Annotated in this window: 14 protein-coding genes, 1 other RNA gene and 1 pseudogene; 6 read left to right on the top strand and 10 right to left on the bottom strand. The window is 41.3% G+C overall.

What is annotated here, in order from left to right:
- Nucleotides 1-3 precede the first annotated feature (3 nt).
- The 6 genes and pseudogenes from ligA to IE337_RS04240 all read right to left on the bottom strand — a co-directional run bounded on the left by ligA (nt 4) and on the right by IE337_RS04240 (nt 7,106).
- Nucleotides 4-2,010 carry an NAD-dependent DNA ligase LigA gene (gene ligA, locus IE337_RS04265; RefSeq protein WP_191135913.1) on the bottom strand — a complete coding sequence of 669 codons (2,007 nt, stop codon included), beginning with the start codon at nt 2,008-2,010 and terminating at the stop codon, nt 4-6.
- Nucleotides 2,011-2,022: 12 nt separating this feature from the next.
- Nucleotides 2,023-4,308, bottom strand: a complete 2,286-nt coding sequence (gene pcrA, locus IE337_RS04260) for a DNA helicase PcrA (RefSeq protein WP_191135912.1) — start codon at nt 4,306-4,308, stop codon at nt 2,023-2,025.
- Nucleotides 4,309-4,342: 34 nt separating this feature from the next.
- A complete protein-coding gene (locus tag IE337_RS04255; protein ID WP_057743613.1) occupies nt 4,343-5,473 on the bottom strand; it encodes a THUMP domain-containing class I SAM-dependent RNA methyltransferase in 1,131 nt (376 codons plus the stop codon).
- A gap of 90 nt (nt 5,474-5,563) precedes the next feature.
- Nucleotides 5,564-5,933, bottom strand: an RNA gene (gene rnpB, locus IE337_RS04250) — RNase P RNA component class B.
- A 177-nt stretch (nt 5,934-6,110) separates the two neighbouring features.
- Nucleotides 6,111-6,455 (bottom strand): annotated as a pseudogene (gene gpsB / locus IE337_RS04245) (cell division regulator GpsB); the annotation flags it as partial.
- A gap of 78 nt (nt 6,456-6,533) precedes the next feature.
- Nucleotides 6,534-7,106, bottom strand: a complete 573-nt coding sequence (locus tag IE337_RS04240; protein WP_191135910.1) for an SLOG family protein — start codon at nt 7,104-7,106, stop codon at nt 6,534-6,536.
- A gap of 137 nt (nt 7,107-7,243) precedes the next feature.
- On the opposite strand from IE337_RS04240, the gene recU reads away from it, so the two are divergent.
- Both recU and IE337_RS04230 read left to right on the top strand, forming a co-directional pair.
- A complete protein-coding gene (gene recU, locus IE337_RS04235) occupies nt 7,244-7,846 on the top strand; it encodes a Holliday junction resolvase RecU (protein WP_191135909.1) in 603 nt (200 codons plus the stop codon).
- An 18-nt stretch (nt 7,847-7,864) separates the two neighbouring features.
- Nucleotides 7,865-10,228, top strand: a complete 2,364-nt coding sequence (locus IE337_RS04230) for a transglycosylase domain-containing protein (protein WP_191135908.1) — start codon at nt 7,865-7,867, stop codon at nt 10,226-10,228.
- Between the two features lie 35 nt (nt 10,229-10,263).
- Here the strand turns inward: IE337_RS04230 and IE337_RS04225 are convergent, their stop codons facing one another.
- The 4 genes from IE337_RS04225 to IE337_RS04210 form a co-directional block, all read right to left on the bottom strand.
- On the bottom strand, nt 10,264-11,013 hold the full coding sequence (locus IE337_RS04225; protein WP_191135907.1) for a DnaD domain protein: 750 nt from the start codon (nt 11,011-11,013) through the stop codon (nt 10,264-10,266).
- Between the two features lie 77 nt (nt 11,014-11,090).
- Entirely contained in the window at nt 11,091-12,386 is a 1,296-nt protein-coding gene (gene asnS, locus IE337_RS04220; protein ID WP_191135906.1) for an asparagine--tRNA ligase, read from the bottom strand.
- A 27-nt stretch (nt 12,387-12,413) separates the two neighbouring features.
- A complete protein-coding gene (locus IE337_RS04215; RefSeq protein WP_191135905.1) occupies nt 12,414-12,926 on the bottom strand; it encodes a cell wall elongation regulator TseB-like domain-containing protein in 513 nt (170 codons plus the stop codon).
- A 96-nt stretch (nt 12,927-13,022) separates the two neighbouring features.
- The gene (locus IE337_RS04210; RefSeq protein WP_191135904.1) at nt 13,023-15,875 is read right to left on the bottom strand and encodes a helicase C-terminal domain-containing protein; all 2,853 of its coding nucleotides are present in this window, start codon (nt 15,873-15,875) and stop codon (nt 13,023-13,025) included.
- 214 nt (nt 15,876-16,089) lie between these two features.
- On the opposite strand from IE337_RS04210, the gene mvk reads away from it, so the two are divergent.
- From mvk to fni, 4 genes are read left to right on the top strand one after another with little or no spacing between them, the layout of a single operon-like run.
- Nucleotides 16,090-17,025: a mevalonate kinase gene (mvk, locus tag IE337_RS04205; RefSeq protein WP_191135903.1), complete on the top strand. Its 936-nt coding sequence runs from the start codon at nt 16,090-16,092 to the stop codon at nt 17,023-17,025.
- A 9-nt stretch (nt 17,026-17,034) separates the two neighbouring features.
- The gene (gene mvaD, locus IE337_RS04200; protein ID WP_191135902.1) at nt 17,035-18,033 is read left to right on the top strand and encodes a diphosphomevalonate decarboxylase; all 999 of its coding nucleotides are present in this window, start codon (nt 17,035-17,037) and stop codon (nt 18,031-18,033) included.
- A complete protein-coding gene (locus IE337_RS04195; protein WP_191135901.1) occupies nt 18,018-19,091 on the top strand; it encodes a phosphomevalonate kinase in 1,074 nt (357 codons plus the stop codon). Before mvaD ends, IE337_RS04195 begins: the two co-directional genes overlap by 16 nt.
- Before the next feature lie 8 nt (nt 19,092-19,099).
- Nucleotides 19,100-20,137, top strand: a complete 1,038-nt coding sequence (gene fni / locus IE337_RS04190; RefSeq protein ID WP_191135900.1) for a type 2 isopentenyl-diphosphate Delta-isomerase — start codon at nt 19,100-19,102, stop codon at nt 20,135-20,137.
- Nucleotides 20,138-20,183 lie beyond the last annotated feature (46 nt).

Below are 20,183 nucleotides of genomic sequence, written 5' to 3'. Positions count from 1 at the left end.
ATTTTACTGTTCCATATTAGCACGTAATTGGTCCTCAGACCAAATTTCAATGCCTAATTCCTGTGCTTTTGTCAATTTTGAGCCAGCATCTTCCCCAGCAATTAAAATATCGGTTTTCTTCGAAACACTGTTTGTAACCGTAGCGCCTTGCGATTCAAGCCACTCCGTCATTTCCGGACGGGTCATGGCCGTTAGTTTTCCTGTAATAACGACCTTTTTCCCACTCAGTGCTGTATCAGTCTGGACAGGTGTTCCGCTCAAATATGACATGTTTACGCCAAGGTTTTCGAAATCATTTAAGAGATCTTGTGCCTGTGCAGTTGCAAAATATTGGGCAATACTGTGACCGATAACCAATCCAATGCCTGGAATGGCAGCAATTTCATCGGCTGATGCTTGTGCAATCGCAGGTAATGAGCCAAATTGTGCAGAAATTAACTTAGCAACTTTTGCACCAACATTACGGATACCCAAGCCAAACAAGAGGCGTTCAACTGAATTTTGTTTAGAATTAGCAATTGCTAAGACAAGATTGTTTGCTGAAACAGCTCCAAATTTATCAAGTCCTTCTAAATCATCTAGGGATAACCGGTATAAGTCTGAAACTTCGTGGACTAAATTATGTTCCAATAATTGTGTGACAATTTTTGGACCGAGTCCGTCTATATTCATGGCTTGGCGTGAGGCAAAGTGGGTAATTGATTCTTGAATTTGAGCGGGACAAAGCGGGTTGATACAACGTAGGACAACCTCGCCATCAACGTGAACTAGTTCCTGCTCACAAGCTGGGCACAAAGTTGGGATTTGATATGGTTCTGAAGCCTCTGGTCGCTTGCCTAAGACGACTTCACTAATCTCGGGGATGATATCACCAGCCTTATGTAATAAGACTGTATCCCCAATCCGAATATCTTTTGCCTGTAAATAATCCGGATTATGCAATGAAGCACGTGACACAGTTGTCCCAGCTAATTGAACCGGATCCATAATTGCTGTTGGTGTCACTGCCCCAGTACGACCAACTGTCCAAATAATATCGTGAACTACCGTTTCTGCTTCTTCAGGTGCAAATTTATATGCTATTGCCCAGCGTGGGACCTTAATCGTGTTGCCGTATTCAGCCTGTAGTGCTAAATCGTTAATTTTAAAGACAATTCCGTCAATACCGTAGGTTAAAGCATCGCGCTGATGATCCGCTTGATTAATGTAATCGAGGGCTTCAGATTGTGTCTGAACGACAGCATTTTCATGGTTAGTTGGTAAACCGAGCTGCGTAAATCGGCTCAATAGATCCGACTGGGTTTGAACGCCAAGTTGGTCAATTGGATTAACAGCTTGGTATAAGAAAGCAGATAGCTTTCGTGCCTTGGTAACTGCTGGATCAAGTTGCCGCAATGAACCAGCCGCTGCATTACGTGGGTTTGCAAACGTTGCGAGTCCATCATGTTCACGTTGTTGGTTTAAGGCGACAAAGTTTGCCTTATTCATGTAAACCTCACCACGGACTTCGACTGAAATTGGTTCAGTTAGCGTTTGTGGGATTTCCTCGATTTGTAAAACGTTTGCAGTTACATCTTCACCAATGGTACCATCACCACGGGTTGAAGCTTGAATCAATTTTCCAGCCTCATAAATTAGACTAATTGCCAATCCGTCAATTTTCAATTCTGCATTGTACGTTAAAGGTGTCGCTACTTGCTTTTGCGCGGTGGTCATCCACTCTTGGAGTTCATCGATTGAAAAGACATCACCAAGAGATAACATAGGTACGGGATGATTAACCTTCGGTAAATCATTTTTGAGGCGTGCGCCCCCCACCTGCTTTGTAATTGAATCATCCGCAATTAGTTCAGGATGTTCTTGTGCTAAGGCCTGTAATTCAGCATAAGTTTGGTCGTAACGAGCATCCTCGACACTTGGGGCATCATTTTCATAATACTCCTGTGCCCATTGCTTGAGCTGTGATTCCAGGGTTTGAATTTTGGCTTGAATGTTTGCTTTATCTGACATCTTTACTCCTAACTACGCTTCAAATTTCTCAATTGGGGCAAATGCTGCTAGTAAGCGTTTGATTCCTTGATTTGGGAAAACGATGTCCAGTTCTTGGTTTTCACCACTACCGGATGTTTTGACAACACGACCAATGCCCCACTTTTTGTGTTGCACTTGGTCACCATCATGCCATTCGACACTTGATTGTTCAGGCTTATTGAAGGGTTGAGAGGTTGCTCGCTGCATGCTAGTGTTTTTGCTTTCATTCGTACGGCGCCCTGTAAAGGTCGTCCCTGTTGCAGGTTGTGAGCGTTGAGAAAATGGGTAACTACTTTCTTGATTTTGTGTACTTGAAAGCCTTTGATTTTCAGGTGATTCTAGCAAGGCTGGGTTAATTTCTGAAATGAATCGTGAGGGCTGATTATTTGATGTGCGCCCGTATAACAAACGTGAATACGCATTTGTGATGTAAAGTTTTTCGCGGGCACGTGTAATACCAACATATGCTAAGCGACGTTCTTCTTCCATTTGGGCATCATCAGATAAAGCCCCCGCTAATGGGAACAATGATTCTTCCATCCCCACCATGTATACAACTGGGAATTCCAATCCTTTGGCTGCGTGCAAGGTCATCAACGTGACTTGGTTGGTGGTTGCTTCGTCCAAATTATCCAAATCTGAAACCAGTGCCAATTCAGAAAGGAAATCAGCATATTTTGAGACACTTTCATCTGTTGGTTCATAGTGTTCATCGAATTCAGCGGTTACTGATAAGAATTCAGCTAGATTTTCAAGTCGACCTTGATTTTCAGGTGTTGGATGATCTTGAAGGAACTGTTCGTAGCCAGATTGTTCCAAAATTTGTTTCGTTAAATCTGTGATTGAAAGATCGAACTCGGTTTGCTTTTGTAGATTATCAATCATCGTGGCAAATTTTGTTAATTGGGTTGCCGCACGTCCCGTCATGCCTGGGATTAAGCTTGCATTTTTTGCAGCATCCAAGAGGGTCCAATCTTGCTGATTGGCAAAAGCCCGTAATCGGTCAATACTTGTTTGACCAATGCCACGCTTGGGTTCGTTTACAACCCGCAAGAAACTTTCGTTTTCCGCAGGATTAGTCAATAACGTAAAGTACGCCAAAACATCACGGATTTCTTTTCGATCATAGAATTTTGAGCCTCCGACGATGGTATATGGAATATTAGCCTTAACTAAGGCTTCTTCCATTCCACGAGATTGCGCATTGGTCCGGTATAAAATGGCTTGATCTTTATAATCGTACTGACCTTCTTTTTTTAACTTTTGAATTTGTGACAAAACGAAGTAAGCTTCATCTCGGTCAGATTGCGCACGATAATACGTAATCTTTTCACCCGCACCATTATCAGTCCATAGATTCTTAGCAATACGTTCCTGGTTATTTGTAATAACCGCATTGGCCGCATCTAGGATTGTTTGTGTTGAACGATAGTTTTGCTCTAACATAACTGTTTTAGCATCAGGATAGTCCTTAGTGAAATTGAGCATGATTTGCATGTTTGCACCACGCCAACCATAGATTGACTGATCCGAATCACCAACTACGGCTAGATTTCGGTGTAGACCTGATAGCAAGCGAATTAGCCGGTATTGCGCATCATTAGTGTCCTGGTACTCGTCGACGTGCACGTATTGAAACTTATTTTGATAAAAATTAAGCACTTCTGGCTCTTTTTCTAAAAGTTCAATCGTTAGCATAATAAGGTCGTCAAAATCAACAGATTGCGCTAAGGCTAATTGATGTTGATAGGCCTTATAAGCTTTGGCAACAATTTCTTCAAAAGGTCCATTAGCTTGTTCCGCGTAATCTGACGGGGTTTCCATTGCATTTTTGGCATTTGAAATGGCTGAAAGGACAGATCGTGGATCATATTTTTCAATATCGACATTCAAGTCCTTTAATGTTCGCTTGATTAAGCTACGTTGGGCTGAGGCATCAATAATTGTAAAGTCTTTCTTGTAGCCTAACCGATCAATATCACGACGTAGGATTCGGACCGCCAAGGCGTGGAAGGTCGAAACCCAAACGGCTTGTGCATCTTCCTGTGAGACAAGTTGACCGATTCGTTCACGCATTTCACGAGCGGCCTTGTTGGTGAAGGTGATGGCAAGAATGCGCCAAGGTAAGACATTTTCATCTTCAATTAAGTGGGCAACACGATGTGTCAAAACACGCGTCTTACCAGAACCAGCACCGGCCATAATCAATAGTGGCCCTTCAGTTGTTAATACAGCCTCAGCTTGTTTCTCATTCATTCCCTCTAATAAAGGATTCATAGTGTCTACCCCTTCCTGCTCTTAAATTTAAGGATTAACGGATTTTCTTACCCCAGTATTGGTATAAGTCTACCTTCATAGCTCCGTTATATAATTTACGTTTCTTTGTTGCTTTTGCACCAAATGCTTCTTCAAAATTTTCATCTGAAGTTAAAATGTACTTTGACCAAGTTGGCATTTGATTATAGATGTGTCCCATTTGGGCATACAATTGTTCGGCAGCATCTTCATCTCCCAAACGTTCACCATAAGGTGGATTGGCCACAATAATACCGTTGATTTTATCGGTTGACCAGTCTTTAGCTGCTAATTGCTTAAAGGTAATATCATCACCAACACCAGCTGCATCGGCATTAGCTTTGGCGATTTCAATCATGCTTCCGTCAATATCATAACCTTCAATGTCTAATTCCACATCAAAATCAATCATTTGACGAGCTTCAGCCTTTAGCTTTTGACTGATATTTTTGTCAAACCAATCCCATTGTGAAATATCAAATTCACGATTCAAACCGGGTGCAATATTGCGGCCCATTAAAGCGGCTTCAATTGCAATGGTTCCAGATCCAGTCGTTGGGTCGACAAATGGGTTGTCAGTAAACCAGTGAGCTAACTTTACCAAAGCAGCTGCCATGGTTTCCTTTAATGGTGCACCACCCTTTTCAGTACGGTAACCACGTTTAAAGAGTGAATCACCGGTCGTATCAAGTGTAATCATTACTTGGTTCTTATCAATGGCGGTTTCAAGCACATAACGGTTACCAGTTTCAGGTAAATGACCATGGGCATGGAAGTGTTCAGATTGATGTTCAACAATGGCCTTTTTAGTGATTGCTTGTACTGTGGGAACGGAATGGAGTGTTGAATTCTTTGAACGACCGTTCACTGGGAATTCAGCATCATAAGGAAGTAGATCTTCCCATGGGTATGCTTTAACACCTTCAAAAAGTTCATCAAACGTATATGCTGAAAATTCTGTTACAACGATTTTAATACGATCTGCGGTACGTAACCACAAATTTGTACGGTAAATGTCAGTCATATCTCCTGAAAAATATACACGACCATTTTCAGTTTGCGTGGCATAGCCCATATCTTTGAGCTCTTTTGCCACAACGGCTTCTAGTCCAGCCCCCATTGTGGCCATTAATTTAAAAGTTTGCATGTAATTGCTCCAATTTGTTTGTCTGTTTGCATGAATTAAGAAAAAAAGAAAAGCCGACGCCACAAGGACGCCGGCTTTGCCGGATGTATTGGCTGTAAGCCATGTTTTGTTCCACACAAAGGATGGCATTCTTTATGTGGTGGTAATCATCTATCTCAGATATTGCTATCTCCCCGACCATCGCTTCAATTAGCTAGGTCAAGCGCCCCTACCAAAGTTTGGGTTGCCCGCTCGTGGGGTTTACCGCGTTCCATTCACAACATTTCTGGTGTGATTCGTCACTGTGGCACCTTAACAACTATTAAACCATAGGCAAGCCCTTAGGTCGTTCGTTGGCCGTCAACTTTAAAAAGCTGCCTAGCCTTATTTTTTCAGCTAGCACGAACACTACTGACATCGCAGTCAGTGCGAGCATGGACTTTCCTCATACGGCATAAGCCGTACGCAATTACCCACCAATACATCAGTACTAAACATTATACACTTAATTCTGGCTTTGAGTAGCCCCTTGTTGTGAAAAGTTTGCAACAATTGTTTCTTGTCCAACTTCAGTTGGCTTAACACGGGTTGCTGGTTGTGCTTGACTACCTGGTGTTGTCGCAGAAGTGACAGTTGGTTCTGCAGGGTTTACAGATCCGTTGGCATCAGAAACTGTCCCAAAGACACGACGCTCCAAATTAGACAAACGCTTCAAAATATCCATGTTTGTGTTTGAGACATTCGCAGTTGGTGCAGCTTGTGTTGGGTTACTTGCTGATACAGCTTGGGCAGCAGTTACTTGCTTGGTTAGCTCAGCAACTTGCGCCTTTAGCTTTTCATTTTGACTTTCCAATTCATCAATGTTGTTTTGGAAGATTTGGTAATCACCCATAATTTCATCTAAATAGGCATCAACATCAGTCTTGTCATAACCTGAACCAATGCGGGTATTCTTAAATTCTTTATTTAAAATATCTTCACGAGTATGTTGCACGTTTTCCATGAGTGAAACTCCTTTATCTCTTATACGTATTGTTAATTTTAACAGTTTTACACGATAAACACAAAACTAAATTAAGTTTTATGACCAATCGGATTGTTGTTCTGCGTATTCTTCAGCGTAGTCCTGTAGTTTTTCAAAATCAACTTGGAAGAGCTCATAACTTGGATGGTGTTGTTGAAAATGCAAGATAGCTTTTTGCGCAAACCGTACTTTTGACTGTTCGGCTTCCTCATCGTAAAACAACAGTGCGTTGTCCGTGTGGTTTAGCATAAATTGTTGGTAGTTTTGTAGTTGGCCTGCATTTTGGTAAGGCTGTGGTGAAACAGATGCCGAAAAATCAACCTGTTGCACCAACGCTTGTAGTTGTTCTTGGCGTTCTTTTTTCCAATTTGAACCAAAGTGTTGGTATGGTGTCATAATTGATACACGTAATTGGGGATAATCTGGTTTGAGAGCTAGCGCAGCAGCGACTGCCCACTGTTCAATTCCCGACTGCCCTCCTGTAATAACCCAGTAAGTATCGTCTACTTCTTCTAATGCTTGTTTTAATTTCTTTTGAATGGCAAATTTAATCACTTCAACGCGGGGATCTGTGTCTTTAAAGATACCAAGCTCGAATTGAGTGAAGCCAGTAATCCATTTTCGTTCCATATCTTCTTATATAATAATCCTATTTCCTTAGATAAGGTTAAATTATAGCGAATTTCGAAAAAAATAACTGTAAAATTGCTAAATAAAAAAAATATTTGCTATAATTGATTAGATATTAGTGGAATTGAGGAGTTTTTATGGCAATTAATTATCCAAATGGACAAAAGTTTGTTGACCCAAATACGCCAACTCAATCAACGAGTCAACCCACTAACCAAGCAAAGCGAGGTATGACGCTTGAAGAAGAGTTAAATCACGCCAATGCGTATTATTTAGCAACAAATCGCGCCGTCATTTATAAGAAACCCACGCCCATTCAAATTGTGCATGTGGATTATCCGGCCCGTTCTGCTGCTAAAATCACTGAAGGATATTTTAGAGAAGCGTCTACAACAGACTACAATGGTGTGTATAATGGAAAGTATATCGATTTTGATGCTAAAGAAACGGCAAATAAACAATCATTTCCATTAAAGAATGTGCACGCGCATCAAGTGGAGCATCTCAAACGGGTTCAAGCACAAGCTGGACTGGCTTTTATGATTATTCGCTTTACAAGCCGGCAAGAAACGTTTGCCATTTGGGCTGATTTACTGATACAGTTTTGGGATCAACAACAAACCCAACGTAAATCAATTCCATATGCTGAGATAGCTGAAAATGGTGTTAAAATTCCACTTGGCTTAAATCCAAGTCTCCCCTATCTAGATGCGATTGATTTGTTACTAGCGCAACGTTAAATTTTAAGGAGTATTGACATGAGTGATGAATCATCACGTGTGAGTCGACAGGATCCAAAAAAGAATCCGAATAGTCGCTCGCAAAGACAAAAGAAGACAAATAATTCAAAACATTACTGGCGTAACGGGATTATCACCGTTGCGGTTGTTGGTGTTTTAGGTGTTACCGTTGGCGCTGGAATGTTTACGTACTATGCTTCGAGTGCACCAAAGATTACCGACAGCGCACTACGAGGAACATCGCAAACGCAATTGCTTGATTCTTCAGGTAAAGTATTTTATACAACTGGGAACCAAACGCGTGAAGTTGCCAAAGAGTCAGAAATTCCGGATTCACTTAAAGAAGCCGTTGTTTCAATTGAAGACAAGCGTTTCTACAAACATCACGGAGTTGACCCACGTCGTATTCTAGGTGCAACTTTTGCCAATTTCACCGGTTCTTCCCTTGGTTTGCAAGGTGGTTCGACGTTGACCCAGCAATTAGTTAAGTTGACAGTATTTTCAACCTCTTCTGCTGATCAAACGTTGAAGCGAAAAGCACAAGAAGCCTATCTAGCGGTGAACCTTGAAAAGAAATATTCTAAGGATCAAATTCTAACCCTTTATATGAATAAGGTTTATATGGGAAACGGCGTTTATGGTATGAAGACGGCGGCCGAGTATTACTTTGGTAAGCCTCTCGATAAACTTTCAACACCTCAAATTGCTTTGATTGCTGGATTGCCACAGTCACCTTCAGGTTACGATCCATACACTAACCCAAAGGGAGCGAAGACTCGCCGTGATACTGTGTTAACTGCGATGAAGGAAAATAATGTTATCTCAGCTAAGCAATTGGCGGAATACAAAAAGGTGCCACTTTCATCCGGGTTGCAAATTGATCATCCAGATTCTGAAAAGTCAGCTGAAAGCGCCAAGGTATCAGATGCTTATATCTCATCAACATTGAGTGAATTGCAAAAGATGGGCTATGATCCGACTAAGGATGGCTTGAAAGTCCATACCAACTTGAACTTGGATGTGCAAAAGAAAGCCTACGAAATTGCCAATGGGGATGCTGAAGTGCAATGGCCAAGTGATGACTTACAACTGGCCATGACTGTTGCAAATCCAAAGAACGGTAAGGTCATTGCTCAAATCGGTGGACGTAAGAATGATACGACGTTCGGTTTGAATCGTGCGCAACAAACAACACGTTCATCTGGATCAACAGCTAAGCCACTTGTCGATTATGGTCCAGCCGTTGAACATTTGAATTGGCCAACATACCGTGCTCTGAATGACACACCATATACCTACCCTGGGACAAACACGAAGGTATATGATTTTGATCACAAGTTTGATGGGCCAATGACCATGCGTCACGCAGTTGCACAATCACGAAACATTCCAGCTATTCGAGCATTTGAAGCTGTTGGATCAAAAGACGCTGCCGACTTTATGACGAAGTTAGGTATTAACACCAAGGCAGAAAATTTGGTACCAAGTAATGCGATTGGAATTGATGTTTCAACTGAACAAGAAGCGGCCGCCTACTCTGCTTTCGAAAATGGTGGAACATATTACAAGCCATATTATGTTTCAAGCATTGCTGAACAAAATGGTGATGTTAAAGATATCAAGCCAGTTGGTCAACGCGCAATGAAGACTTCAACGGCATTCTTGTTAACAAGCATGATGAAGTCAGTTGTGACGGATTCATATGCCAATATTGTGAACACACCTGATTATATGCAAGCTGGTAAGACCGGTACGACAGGTTATGCTGACGATGCTAAGGTTCCAGATGGTGCTGCTTCTGATACATGGTTTACTGGTTATACTAAGACGGCAACCATTTCATCTTGGACTGGATATGACGAACCAAATACGCCCGGTCACTACTTAGCTTCTGGGGATGATCAAATGCTTGCGCTACAATCTTATAAGGCTTTGATGAATTACATTATGACTTCTGGTGTTATTGATGCGGATGGTTCAGATTGGACTGCCCCTTCAAGTGTTAAGGAAGTCAATAAATATGGTAAGCAAGAGTTTGAAGTTCGTGGAGCATCATTTAAGGATCCGGGTCTTGCTAAGTTACAAGCCCAAGATGATGGTAAACAATCTAGTTCTAACAGCATTGGTAATTCAAGTAGTTCAACGATTTTGAATCCTGATACACGAGATGCTATTCGCGGTGAATCAAGTTCAAGCCGTCAAACGGAAAGCTCATCTCAACAGATGGTTACAAATGATGGACAAGCAACGCCTGCAACATCAAGTTCGGCTACTTCGGTTGGTCAACCGGCGTCCTCTTCTTCCGTCACAGTAAATGAACAACAGTCATCTGAACCTGCAGCTCCTGCAAATAATGGTAGCTCTAGATCAGGTACACCATAAAAAAAGACCTCACGTTTATGTGAGGTCTTTTTTATTTATAGATTGTTTAAATCTAAATTCATAATATCAATATCAGTATTCACCTGAGGCGTTGCATCAGTATTGGCTTGCTTATACTGTTGTCGACTTTTACGTTCATCATAAACATCGTTAAGTGAATGGTAGTTCTTTTTCTGCCATGAGACTAAGATGGTTTCAATGTAGCGTAAACTCAAGGCTTGATTCATCACTGCTTCTTGCAGGGCGGCTTTGATGAAATCAGGTCGGAAATGATCGATGTCGAACCAATCTTTAACCGTGCTTAACTCCATACTGCTCAATGGACGACCAAACTCTTGTTCAATCATATTAAAAATATCGCTACGCGTGGGTTGATCGTTATTTCCAGCTGTTTCAGCTACAACAGCCCCCTCACTTGCAACCCGTTCCCCGGCTGTTGTAGCCGTATAATTACCACTTGTTTGCATAACTTTTGTTAGCAATGGAGAGAAGTCGATACTGGTTGCAACGCGACCTTGTTCGTCATGTTGAGAAACATAGTCGGCAAATCCCTTGGTATGCATTTGTTCAATAAGTTGATTAATCTTCTCTGTTGACCACCCCAATTGTTTAGCTAATTGGCCCGTGTTAATGTCATGGTTGTGTTCAATTTGGTTTTTCAATTGCAGATACAATAAGAATTCATCATTCGACATTCCTAATTGATGATAGTGCGTCAAGATATAGGCACTGACTGAAACATCTCCCATGGCTAAGAAGCGTGCTTGAAATGAATTGTCTGACAAAAGTGTGTGCCTCCATATTTTTGGTTTTAAAAAGCAGATGTTATGCACATCTGCTTTTTATGTGATTATAAAATTGTTTATGGCTTTAAGCGGTTCATAGTACGTGGGAATGGAATTGCTTCACGAATATGTTCTTCCCCGGTGACCCATGTAACCATACGTTCTAGTCCCAAACCGAAACCAGAGTGTGGCACAGCACCGTATTTACGCAAGTCGAGATACCATTGGTAGTCATCAACATTAAGCCCCATATCCTTGATACGTTCTTCAAGATAATCGTAGTCTGTATCACGTTCAGAACCACCAATGATTTCACCATAACCTTCAGGTGCTAATAGATCAGCAGAAATAACGATATCATCACGCTCTTCATCGCGCTTCATGTAGAAGGCTTTAATTTCCTTAGGGAAATTAGTGATGAAGACAGGTTTGTTGAAATGATTTGCCAAGAAAGTTTCTTCAGGTGAACCAAAATCAACTCCCCATTCAACGTCAAAGTCGTTTTCCTTAAGTAGTGTAATGGCATCATCATATGAGACACGTGGATATGGTAATTGCGTGTAACTCTTTAGAAGGTCTTTATCACGCCCCAAGAGATCAAGTTCATATTGGTTACGATCCAAAACAGCTTGAATCAAGTAAGCAATATAACGTTCTTGAACTTCAAGTGATTCATCTTGGTGCATCCAAGCCATTTCAGGTTCAATCATCCAGAATTCAGTCAAATGACGACGCGTCTTAGACTTTTCAGCTCGGAAAGTTGGTCCAAAAGTAAAGACCTTTCCGAAAGCCATGGCCCCTGCTTCTGCATATAATTGACCAGTTTGTGACAAATAAGCATCTGTACCGAAGTATTCAGTATGGAAAAGCTCAGTAGTTCCTTCAGGAGCAGAACTTGTTAACAAAGGTGAGTCAATCTTAATGAAGCCTTCCTTGTTGAAGAATTCGTAAGTTGCTGCAATCAAAGTGTTACGAATTCGAAGTACAGCAAATGGTTGGATGTGGCGAAGGTAAAGGTGACGGTGATCCATCAAAAAATCAGTTCCGTGTTCCTTTGGTGTAATTGGGTAACCTTCAGACTCTCCAACGACAGTGACGTCTTCGACATCCATTTCATAACCAAAGTCAGAACGGTCATCTTGACGAATTGTTCCAACTAAGTACATGCTCGTTTCTTGCGTTAATGCCTTAACTTTGGCGAAAATATCTTCTCCAACTGCTTCCTTAGCGACAACACCTTGAAAGAAACCTGTTCCATCACGTAGTTGCAAGAATTGCATTTTATTTGAACCACGCTTATTACGCAACCAAGCGCCTAAACGTACTTTTTGTCCAACAAAATGTGGTGCATCCTCAATGCGAATCGTTTCCATAACTTTAGCTCCTTGTGGCAATTTTTTTTAGAAGTTCTGAACGGAACGCAAAACCTTACCGTCCTTAAATTGATATGTCATAAAATTTAAATTATCACGTTTATCGATAAAGGTAACGTCCCAAGCAGGCACGCCTTTGTAGGTGGCTAGCCCAAGTGACGTTATCTTTTTAACCGGATAATTATTTTTGACCGTTTGTTGAATATCTTTAGCACTTAAACCATCAGCCATTTTAACGGTTGTTAGTTTGTTTGATCCCTTGCGATTAATCACTCCGACTGTTTGATTATCTTTGTTTTTTCCGGTCACAGAATAATAAGTATGTGATCGTGAAACACGATAAAAATGATCGACATATTTAATTTTTTGGGCTTTTTGTGCCTTATGTGTGATTTGTGATTTAGCATCAGCTCTTGGTTGATTAACGGTCATAAAGTAACCGAAAACTAAGATAATAATCACAAGAATCACAGCAATAATTGTATAGCGTCGACGACGTTGTTGCCGACGACGTCTTTGAGGTGCCAGACGCATCTCCATAATAAGCCCCTCCTATTGATCATACATTTGGTATGACTCATCTTATCTTACTTTATCAAAAAAAGTAGCGAGATTAAAGCCCTTCTCGAGATAATTTTAGTTCAAATGATGCTGTTTTTCATCATGTTGCTTAAAAAATTGTGCGAGTTCAGGTCCAACAGCTTGGCTTGCACGCTCAACTTGCGGCATCGTTTTAGGTAACATGTTGCGCAGCGTCTTTCCATAAGGCTTTTCAAGCATGCGCACGTCGAGCATGACAACAGCCCCATAATCCGTGGGAGTTCGAATTAAACGACCAACGCCTTGACGCAGTCTAAGCACTGCTTTGGGTAGTGTGCTTTGGTAGAATGGTTGACGTCCTTGAGCACGTAGAAAGGCTTCTTCAGCTTTTTGAGGAATGGAATTAGGTTGATCAAATGGTAGTCGTGTAATAATGACCAAACGTAATTGCTCAGCAGGTAAATCAACGCCTTCCCAAAAACTATTCGCACCTAGTGTAATAATGCCTTGTTCATTTTGCATGCGTTTTAGAATACGGCCACGCGACCCAGTTATCCCTTGAGCCAAAATGGTTAATTGATTTTTATTAGCGACATTCATTTTTTGCAGTTGTTGATAAACTTGCTGAATAGTTTCTAGAGAATTAAATAAAATCAATGTATTTTCATGAACATGCTCTAAAATATCAGCAATGGTTCGGCTTAGATAATCAACATAACCTGAGTCTGTTGGATTTACGGCATCGTTAACCAAAATAAATTCACTTTGGTTGGCATAATCAAATACATCGTTAAAGGTATGAACTTCGGCAGTACTACGATCGATGTTTAAACGATCATAGAGATAGTTTGATTTATTTGACGTAAACAATGTGGCGCCAATCAGAGTGACGGGCATGAAGTGTGGATAAACACGTGTTTTGAAGTAATCAACGGTGTGTAATAATCCGCCACTGAGCTTCAAATGTTGCCCTTCTTGATCAAGATTTTGTGTTAGCCAAAATACGCTTGCCTCAGGGAACTCAACTAGATCCTGTTGGAAAACAGTTAAACTATGTTCGGAGTTGGCAATTAAATTTAAACAACGTCGAAAATCAGCAATTGTTTGACGTTCATCCACGGAAAAAACGTGTTTGAGCTGGCTAAATTCATCAAGAAAATCATTTAAGCATGTTTGTAAATCGGCAATGCCTTGATGAATTTTTTGAACACGTCCGGCTTGTTCAACCCAGAATTGCGCTAGTTCATGCAAGTCGACTGGGAAGTCATGTACCCCAGAACCGAGGACTTCCTTTTGATTTAACAGAAAACGACGATACAATTTTGTTTCAAGTTGTGGGATTTCAGCTTGCAATTGATGAATACTTTCAAGAAAGCGATTCTTCAATTTTCGACCACCCGGTATCCGAGTGAGAATAGTTTGAATATTGACGTTTGCAGAACGATCAAATAAGAACTGCGCCTCGTTTACATCATCGAACCAACGGTTAAAGTTTAGTTGGCGACGGCTTTGTTGCACCACAGCATCTGGTAAATGTTGCGGTTCATCAATGACCAAATAAGCTGCATCATTTTTGGGACCTAATTTGTGAGCATAACTCGCCAAGTAAGCATGATTGACGACTAAGAATTGTGATTCTTGGGCAATAATATGCTGTCGCTCACTAAACTCATGTCCATAAAAGGCTGAACCAGTTGGATTGTTGGCGGGTTGTGACAATTTGTTCATAAATTCGGTCTGTGGATTGATGAGATTAAGTTCATCGAAATCACCAGTTAGCGTTTCTGTTAACCAAACTAAGATCTGCGCTTTAATAAACTGTAAAGCAGCAGACCCCTCATCAACATTCAGTGAACGTTTGAAACTTTGTAAATTCAAATAATGGGTCTGCCCCTTCAAACTTACCGCACGAACTTCAAATGGTAGAATCGCATTTAGTTGTTGATTGATTACCTGAACCACTTGGTTTTGTAACGTAATTGTTGGCACTGAAACAACCACTTGCTTACGATTCTTTTGCGCTAAGTAAGCATAAGGTAACGTATACCCCAGGGTTTTTCCCATTCCAGTTGGCGCTTCAATGACTAATGCATCTGTACCCGGTTCCTTTTGACTGAGATCGTTATCGGCTTGATCATAGTGATGATCAACAAAGTTCATTAATTTTGCTTGCTCATCCCGATAAGTGAGTGTATCGCCAAGTAATTGTTTCTTTTGGCTCGGTTTAGCTGGATAAGTCACATTCTGGTCATCAACTAAGGGTGCCGGAGCTGAGAAACGACGAATGGCTAAACCGTCAATTACCTGTAGATTATGAGCTAAAGGCTGTGGCTTTTCTCGATTGAGACGAAGTGCATCCACTAGGACTTGCTTGCTTTGTCGGGGTAATACCAAAGGTAAATCAGTCAGGGACTGGAGTGTTACCATCGGCAAACTTTGGGCACGATTTAAAATACTAATGAATAATTCTGCGGTGGTTGCAGCATCGCTATCAGCTTGGTGTGGATGTTCATGAAGAATTCCTAGATATTTTGCAATATCTACAAGTCGATATCCCGGCGCTGTTGGCCATAAGAGTTGGCTAAGTGGTACGGTATCAATTGCGTCGGAATCCAACGGTGTAATGCCCAGACGTGAAAATTCAATATTCAAAAAAGGCAGATCAAAATTAACATTGTGCGCCACAAAAATTGTCCCCTGTAACATAGCATGAATTGTTTGGGCGACCTCTTCAAAATATGGGGCATGCTTAACCATGCCATTCGTAATACCCGTTAGTTGGGTGATATGACGCGGAATATTGGTTCCGGGATTAATCATTGTTGAGAATTGATTAATAATTGTTTTATTTTGTACAAATGCAATTGCAATTTGTATGATATGCCCATCATCTTGTGATGTCTTGGTTGTCTCTAGATCAACAACAGCATATATGTCTTTTTTTTGCATCTTTCGATCACAACCTTGTCTAATTTCTTACCTTATTATAACATGTTTGCTTTAGATTTTGATAATCAGGCTGTGATATCACAAAACGCAACGAACTTTTGACATGCTAAGGTTGATTTATGGCATATTCAATTCATTTTTGTTAGAATTTACAAGTATGAATTATTTTAACTATAGAAATAAAATATAAATTAAGTAGATTGGTGGTTTAAATATGGAAAGTCAAAGCACTGGAACCAGTCATGCCAAAGTGATTCTCATTGGGGATCACTCGGTTGTCTATGGCCAACCAGCAATCGCGGTACCCCTTCCCGACCTAGCAATGACCGCAAAATTAACGGCACGTCAAGCTGGTCAAATGGTAATTACACCCAATTACCAAGGTCCGATGGACGAAATGGGTGAAGTTTATGAAGGTATTCGACAACTCATCACGCGTCTTTTACGACATTTTGACGCAACAAATATGCCATTTTTATTAGAAATCACATCAACGATTCCCCAGGAACGTGGCATGGGATCATCTGCTGCATCAGCCATTGCGATAATTCGTGCTTTTTTTAATTATTTCGATGCACCATTATCTCAAACGGAACTGCAACAATGGGCTAATATTGAAGAAGCAGTAACCCATGGCTCACCATCCGGTTTAGACGCAGCAACGTGTGCGAGTGATGTGCCGGTTTGGTTTATCAAAAAACAGACGACGCAGACCCTTGAAATGACCTTGGAAGGCTATCTGATTATTTCGGATACTGGCGTCCGTGGTCAAACTGGTCTGGCAGTTTCAGTTGTTCGTGAACAATTTGATGCTAATCCAACACAAACAAACGGCCATATCTCTGCATTAAGCAAGATTGCTGAAAATATTCGTGATGGGTTGAAGCAAGGCGACACAACGGCCATCGGACAATCAATGACTGAAGCCCACCAACATTTACAAGAGCTTGGGGTATCACACCCTAGCCTAGATCGATTAGTGACAGCGGCCAATCAAGCAGGTGCACTAGGTGCTAAGTTGACCGGTGGTGGTGTCGGCGGTGCTATGTTGGCCTTAGCCGATACAAAAGAGCATGCCGATAGCGTTATTCATGCGCTTGAACAAGCTGGCGCACAAGAAGTTTGGGTTCAACATTATACACGGAGGTAAGTAGCGTCTATGCAAGCATATACAGCCAGAGCACATACGAACATTGCACTCCTTAAATATTGGGGTAAAGCAAATCAAACAGAGATTATTCCCACAACTACCTCAATCTCCCTCACGCTCGATGAATTTTATACAGATACAACGGTCCAATTTGATGAAACATTAATTGAAGATCAAGTGTCTTTAAATGGACAAGCATTGACGGGGAATTCTGGTGAGAAAATTACACGATTTTTAGATGATGTTCGGTCGATGGCTAACATTTCCGCAAAGGCATCTGTAAAATCGATCAACCATGTCCCGACAGCTGCCGGGCTTGCCTCGTCTGCTTCTGCTTTCGCTGCACTTGCAGGTGCTGCCAGTTCAGCAGCTGGCCTTGAATTATCAAAAACGGAATTGAGTCGGTTAGCACGCCGAGGTTCAGGATCTGCTTCACGTTCCATTTACGGAGGATTTGTTGAGTGGGTGCGTGGTGTTGATGATCAGACCTCATTTGCTATACCGTTAACCGAACAAGTCGATTGGGATATTCAATTACTGACGGTAGTCATCAATGATCAACCTAAAAAAATTGATTCACGTGGTGGTATGCAACATACCATGGCCACCTCTCCCTTTTATCAAGAATGGGTCGATAACACGAATGCACTAACTGTACCAATGGAAAATGCAATCGCGGCGCATGATTTCACAACGCTCGGACAAATGGCAGAAGCGAATGCGCTTCAAATGCACGCTACAAATACCACGGCTTGTCCCCCATTTAACTATTTTACTGATGCTTCTTGGGACGTTATCCAACTTGCCGCGCAATTACGACAAATTGGAATTGAAGTCTATGCAACAATGGATGCAGGGCCAAATGTTAAATTAATTTCAAAATCTACTGATACAGACCAAATTCAAGCCCAACTACAACAACTCATGCCTAACATCACGACGGTTGTGGCTACACCTGGACCAGGACTTAAAATTGTTAAAGGAGATAGCATATGGTCACGCGTGTAAAGGCGCCGGGGAAATTATATTTAGCCGGAGAATATGCCATTACTCTACCGGGACAGGCAAGTATTATTTTTGCAGTCAATCGCTATATGTCTGTGACCATTACAGATACTGACGATGCGCAACCAACACTGACCCTTGCTAGTGATCAACTAGGTCACAAATCAATTAGTTTGGACGTTCTGGAACAAGAAGCATTAGATGATGCTTGGAATTTAACGACTAAAACGCTTCAAGTCATGGCAATATGGTTAAATGAGCATCAGCAAGAACTATCTGGTTTAACCATTGACTTAGCGAGTGACCTAGATCAAGATGGTAAGAAGATTGGTTTAGGTTCGTCAGCGGCAACTGTGGTTGCCTTAATTAAAGGATTGGCGAAACACTACCAACTTGCTTTGTCCCCGCTTGAATTATTTAAGATGAGTGCTATTATTCTAAGCTCGTTACCTAGTTTTAAAGTGGGCTCTATGGGTGATGTGGCAGCGGCTAGCTTTGAAAATGTAATTTTCTATAGTCGGTTTGATAATCTATGGCTTGAAGAGAAGTTAACTGATGCTACGTGTCAATTATCTGAACTCATTGCAATGGATTGGCCTAAGCTAGATATTCATGAGATTACCTTTCCGGCTAGTTGGCGTTTGGTCGTTGGTTGGACTGGTCAACCCGCAGACACCCAACAATTACTCACGATTAATGCAAAAGTTGCCCGTATTTATAAGGAACGGTTAGGTAGCAAGACAACCCCACTCATTAGATTACTGGAGAAAAATATCCAACAAGCTGATTATATTGCGTTCCGAACTAATTTACGGCTGAATCAACAAGCTCTGATAAAATTCGCTGAATTTATGCATATCAACTATGTTACGCCAAAGCTACGTGAATTATTGAGTTCAGCATATCGTCGTGGTATTGCAGCAAAGATTTCAGGGGCTGGTAACGGTGATAACGGATTAGCCATTGTACAAGATGAAGCTGCTGAAGTCGCTTTAAAAGAAGCATGGCAAGCACGTGGTATTACCCCGCTTCAATTAGAAATCGCAACCCCAGGGACATAGGAGGCTTTATGACAGAATCAGGACAAGCCCATCGTAAAAATGAACATTTAGCTTTAGCTGAATCAAATTTCCGCCGTACCCCACCCACTTCCTCACTTAATGATATTCGGATCATTCATCGTCCGATGCCAGAAATAAGTATGACAGAAGTCGATTTGCGTATGTCAAATATGGACTTCAATTGGCAATATCCATTTTATATTGAGGCGATGACTGGTGGTAGTGAAAAGACAGGTGAGATTAATCAACAATTGGCTGTTGCTGCACGTGAAACCGGATTAGCAATGGCTGTTGGATCAGAAAGTATTGCCATTAAGGAACCTGCTCAAGCGACCAGTTTTCAAATTGCACGAGAAGTCAATCCAGATGGTTTCTTAATGGCAAATATCGGTGCTGGACACTCTGCCGCAAATGCCCAGCGCGCAGTTGACTTAATTCACGCAGATGCGCTGGAGGTTCACGTTAACGCCGCTCAAGAAACGGTCATGCCTGAAGGCGATGAATCTTTTTATTGGAAAGATAATATTAAAGATATTGTTGAGTATGTTAAGGTTCCCGTCATTGTTAAAGAAGTTGGTTTTGGTATGGATGCTCAAAGTATTAATGAATTAGCAGAAATGGGTGTTCAATATGTTAATATTGGTGGGCGTTCAGGCACCAATTTCGCACAGATTGAAGACCGCCGTAATCGAGAAGCCCCAGAGCAATATGCTTTCTTATATGATTGGGGTCAAACAACCGCTGAATCACTTCTCGAAGCACAGAATGCAACTGATGCAATTAACGTTTTCGCAACTGGTGGCATTCAATCTCCCCTTGACATCTTAAAGGCGCAGATTATGGGAGCCCAAGCAGTTGGTATTGCTGGGCATTTCCTTCACACACTATTAACAACAGATGTTGATGGTTTAATTGACGAAATCACGCGTTGGCAAAAGCAGCTAACCGAATTATATGCGTTAGTTGGTGCACGCAAAGCGAGCGATTTAGTCAATGTGCCATATATCTTATCCCCTGAATTGAAAAATTATAATGATCAACGTTAAAAAAGCTAACCTAGGTAGGTTAGCTTTTTTAATATCTAATGACTTT

It is taken from the genome of Weissella viridescens, from assembly GCF_014789145.1.
Lineage (GTDB): Bacteria > Bacillota > Bacilli > Lactobacillales > Lactobacillaceae > Weissella > Weissella viridescens.
This window is presented reverse-complemented; position numbering and strand designations above follow the sequence as displayed.

Bases quoted from the DNA above. Each gene is read 5' to 3' on its own strand.
- fni (WP_191135900.1), top strand. From the start codon at position 19,100: ATGACAGAATCAGGACAAGCCCATCGTAAAAATGAACATTTAGCTTTA.
- IE337_RS04210 (WP_191135904.1), bottom strand. From the start codon at position 15,875: ATGCAAAAAAAAGACATATATGCTGTTGTTGATCTAGAGACAACCAAG.
- IE337_RS04195 (WP_191135901.1), top strand. From the start codon at position 18,018: ATGGTCACGCGTGTAAAGGCGCCGGGGAAATTATATTTAGCCGGAGAA.
- mvaD (WP_191135902.1), top strand. From the start codon at position 17,035: ATGCAAGCATATACAGCCAGAGCACATACGAACATTGCACTCCTTAAA.
- IE337_RS04230 (WP_191135908.1), top strand. From the start codon at position 7,865: ATGAGTGATGAATCATCACGTGTGAGTCGACAGGATCCAAAAAAGAAT.
- mvk (WP_191135903.1), top strand. From the start codon at position 16,090: ATGGAAAGTCAAAGCACTGGAACCAGTCATGCCAAAGTGATTCTCATT.
- asnS (WP_191135906.1), bottom strand. From the start codon at position 12,386: ATGGAAACGATTCGCATTGAGGATGCACCACATTTTGTTGGACAAAAA.
- pcrA (WP_191135912.1), bottom strand. From the start codon at position 4,308: ATGAATCCTTTATTAGAGGGAATGAATGAGAAACAAGCTGAGGCTGTA.
- ligA (WP_191135913.1), bottom strand. From the start codon at position 2,010: ATGTCAGATAAAGCAAACATTCAAGCCAAAATTCAAACCCTGGAATCA.
- IE337_RS04255 (WP_057743613.1), bottom strand. From the start codon at position 5,473: ATGCAAACTTTTAAATTAATGGCCACAATGGGGGCTGGACTAGAAGCC.
- recU (WP_191135909.1), top strand. From the start codon at position 7,244: ATGGCAATTAATTATCCAAATGGACAAAAGTTTGTTGACCCAAATACG.
- IE337_RS04240 (WP_191135910.1), bottom strand. From the start codon at position 7,106: ATGGAACGAAAATGGATTACTGGCTTCACTCAATTCGAGCTTGGTATC.
- IE337_RS04215 (WP_191135905.1), bottom strand. From the start codon at position 12,926: ATGGAGATGCGTCTGGCACCTCAAAGACGTCGTCGGCAACAACGTCGT.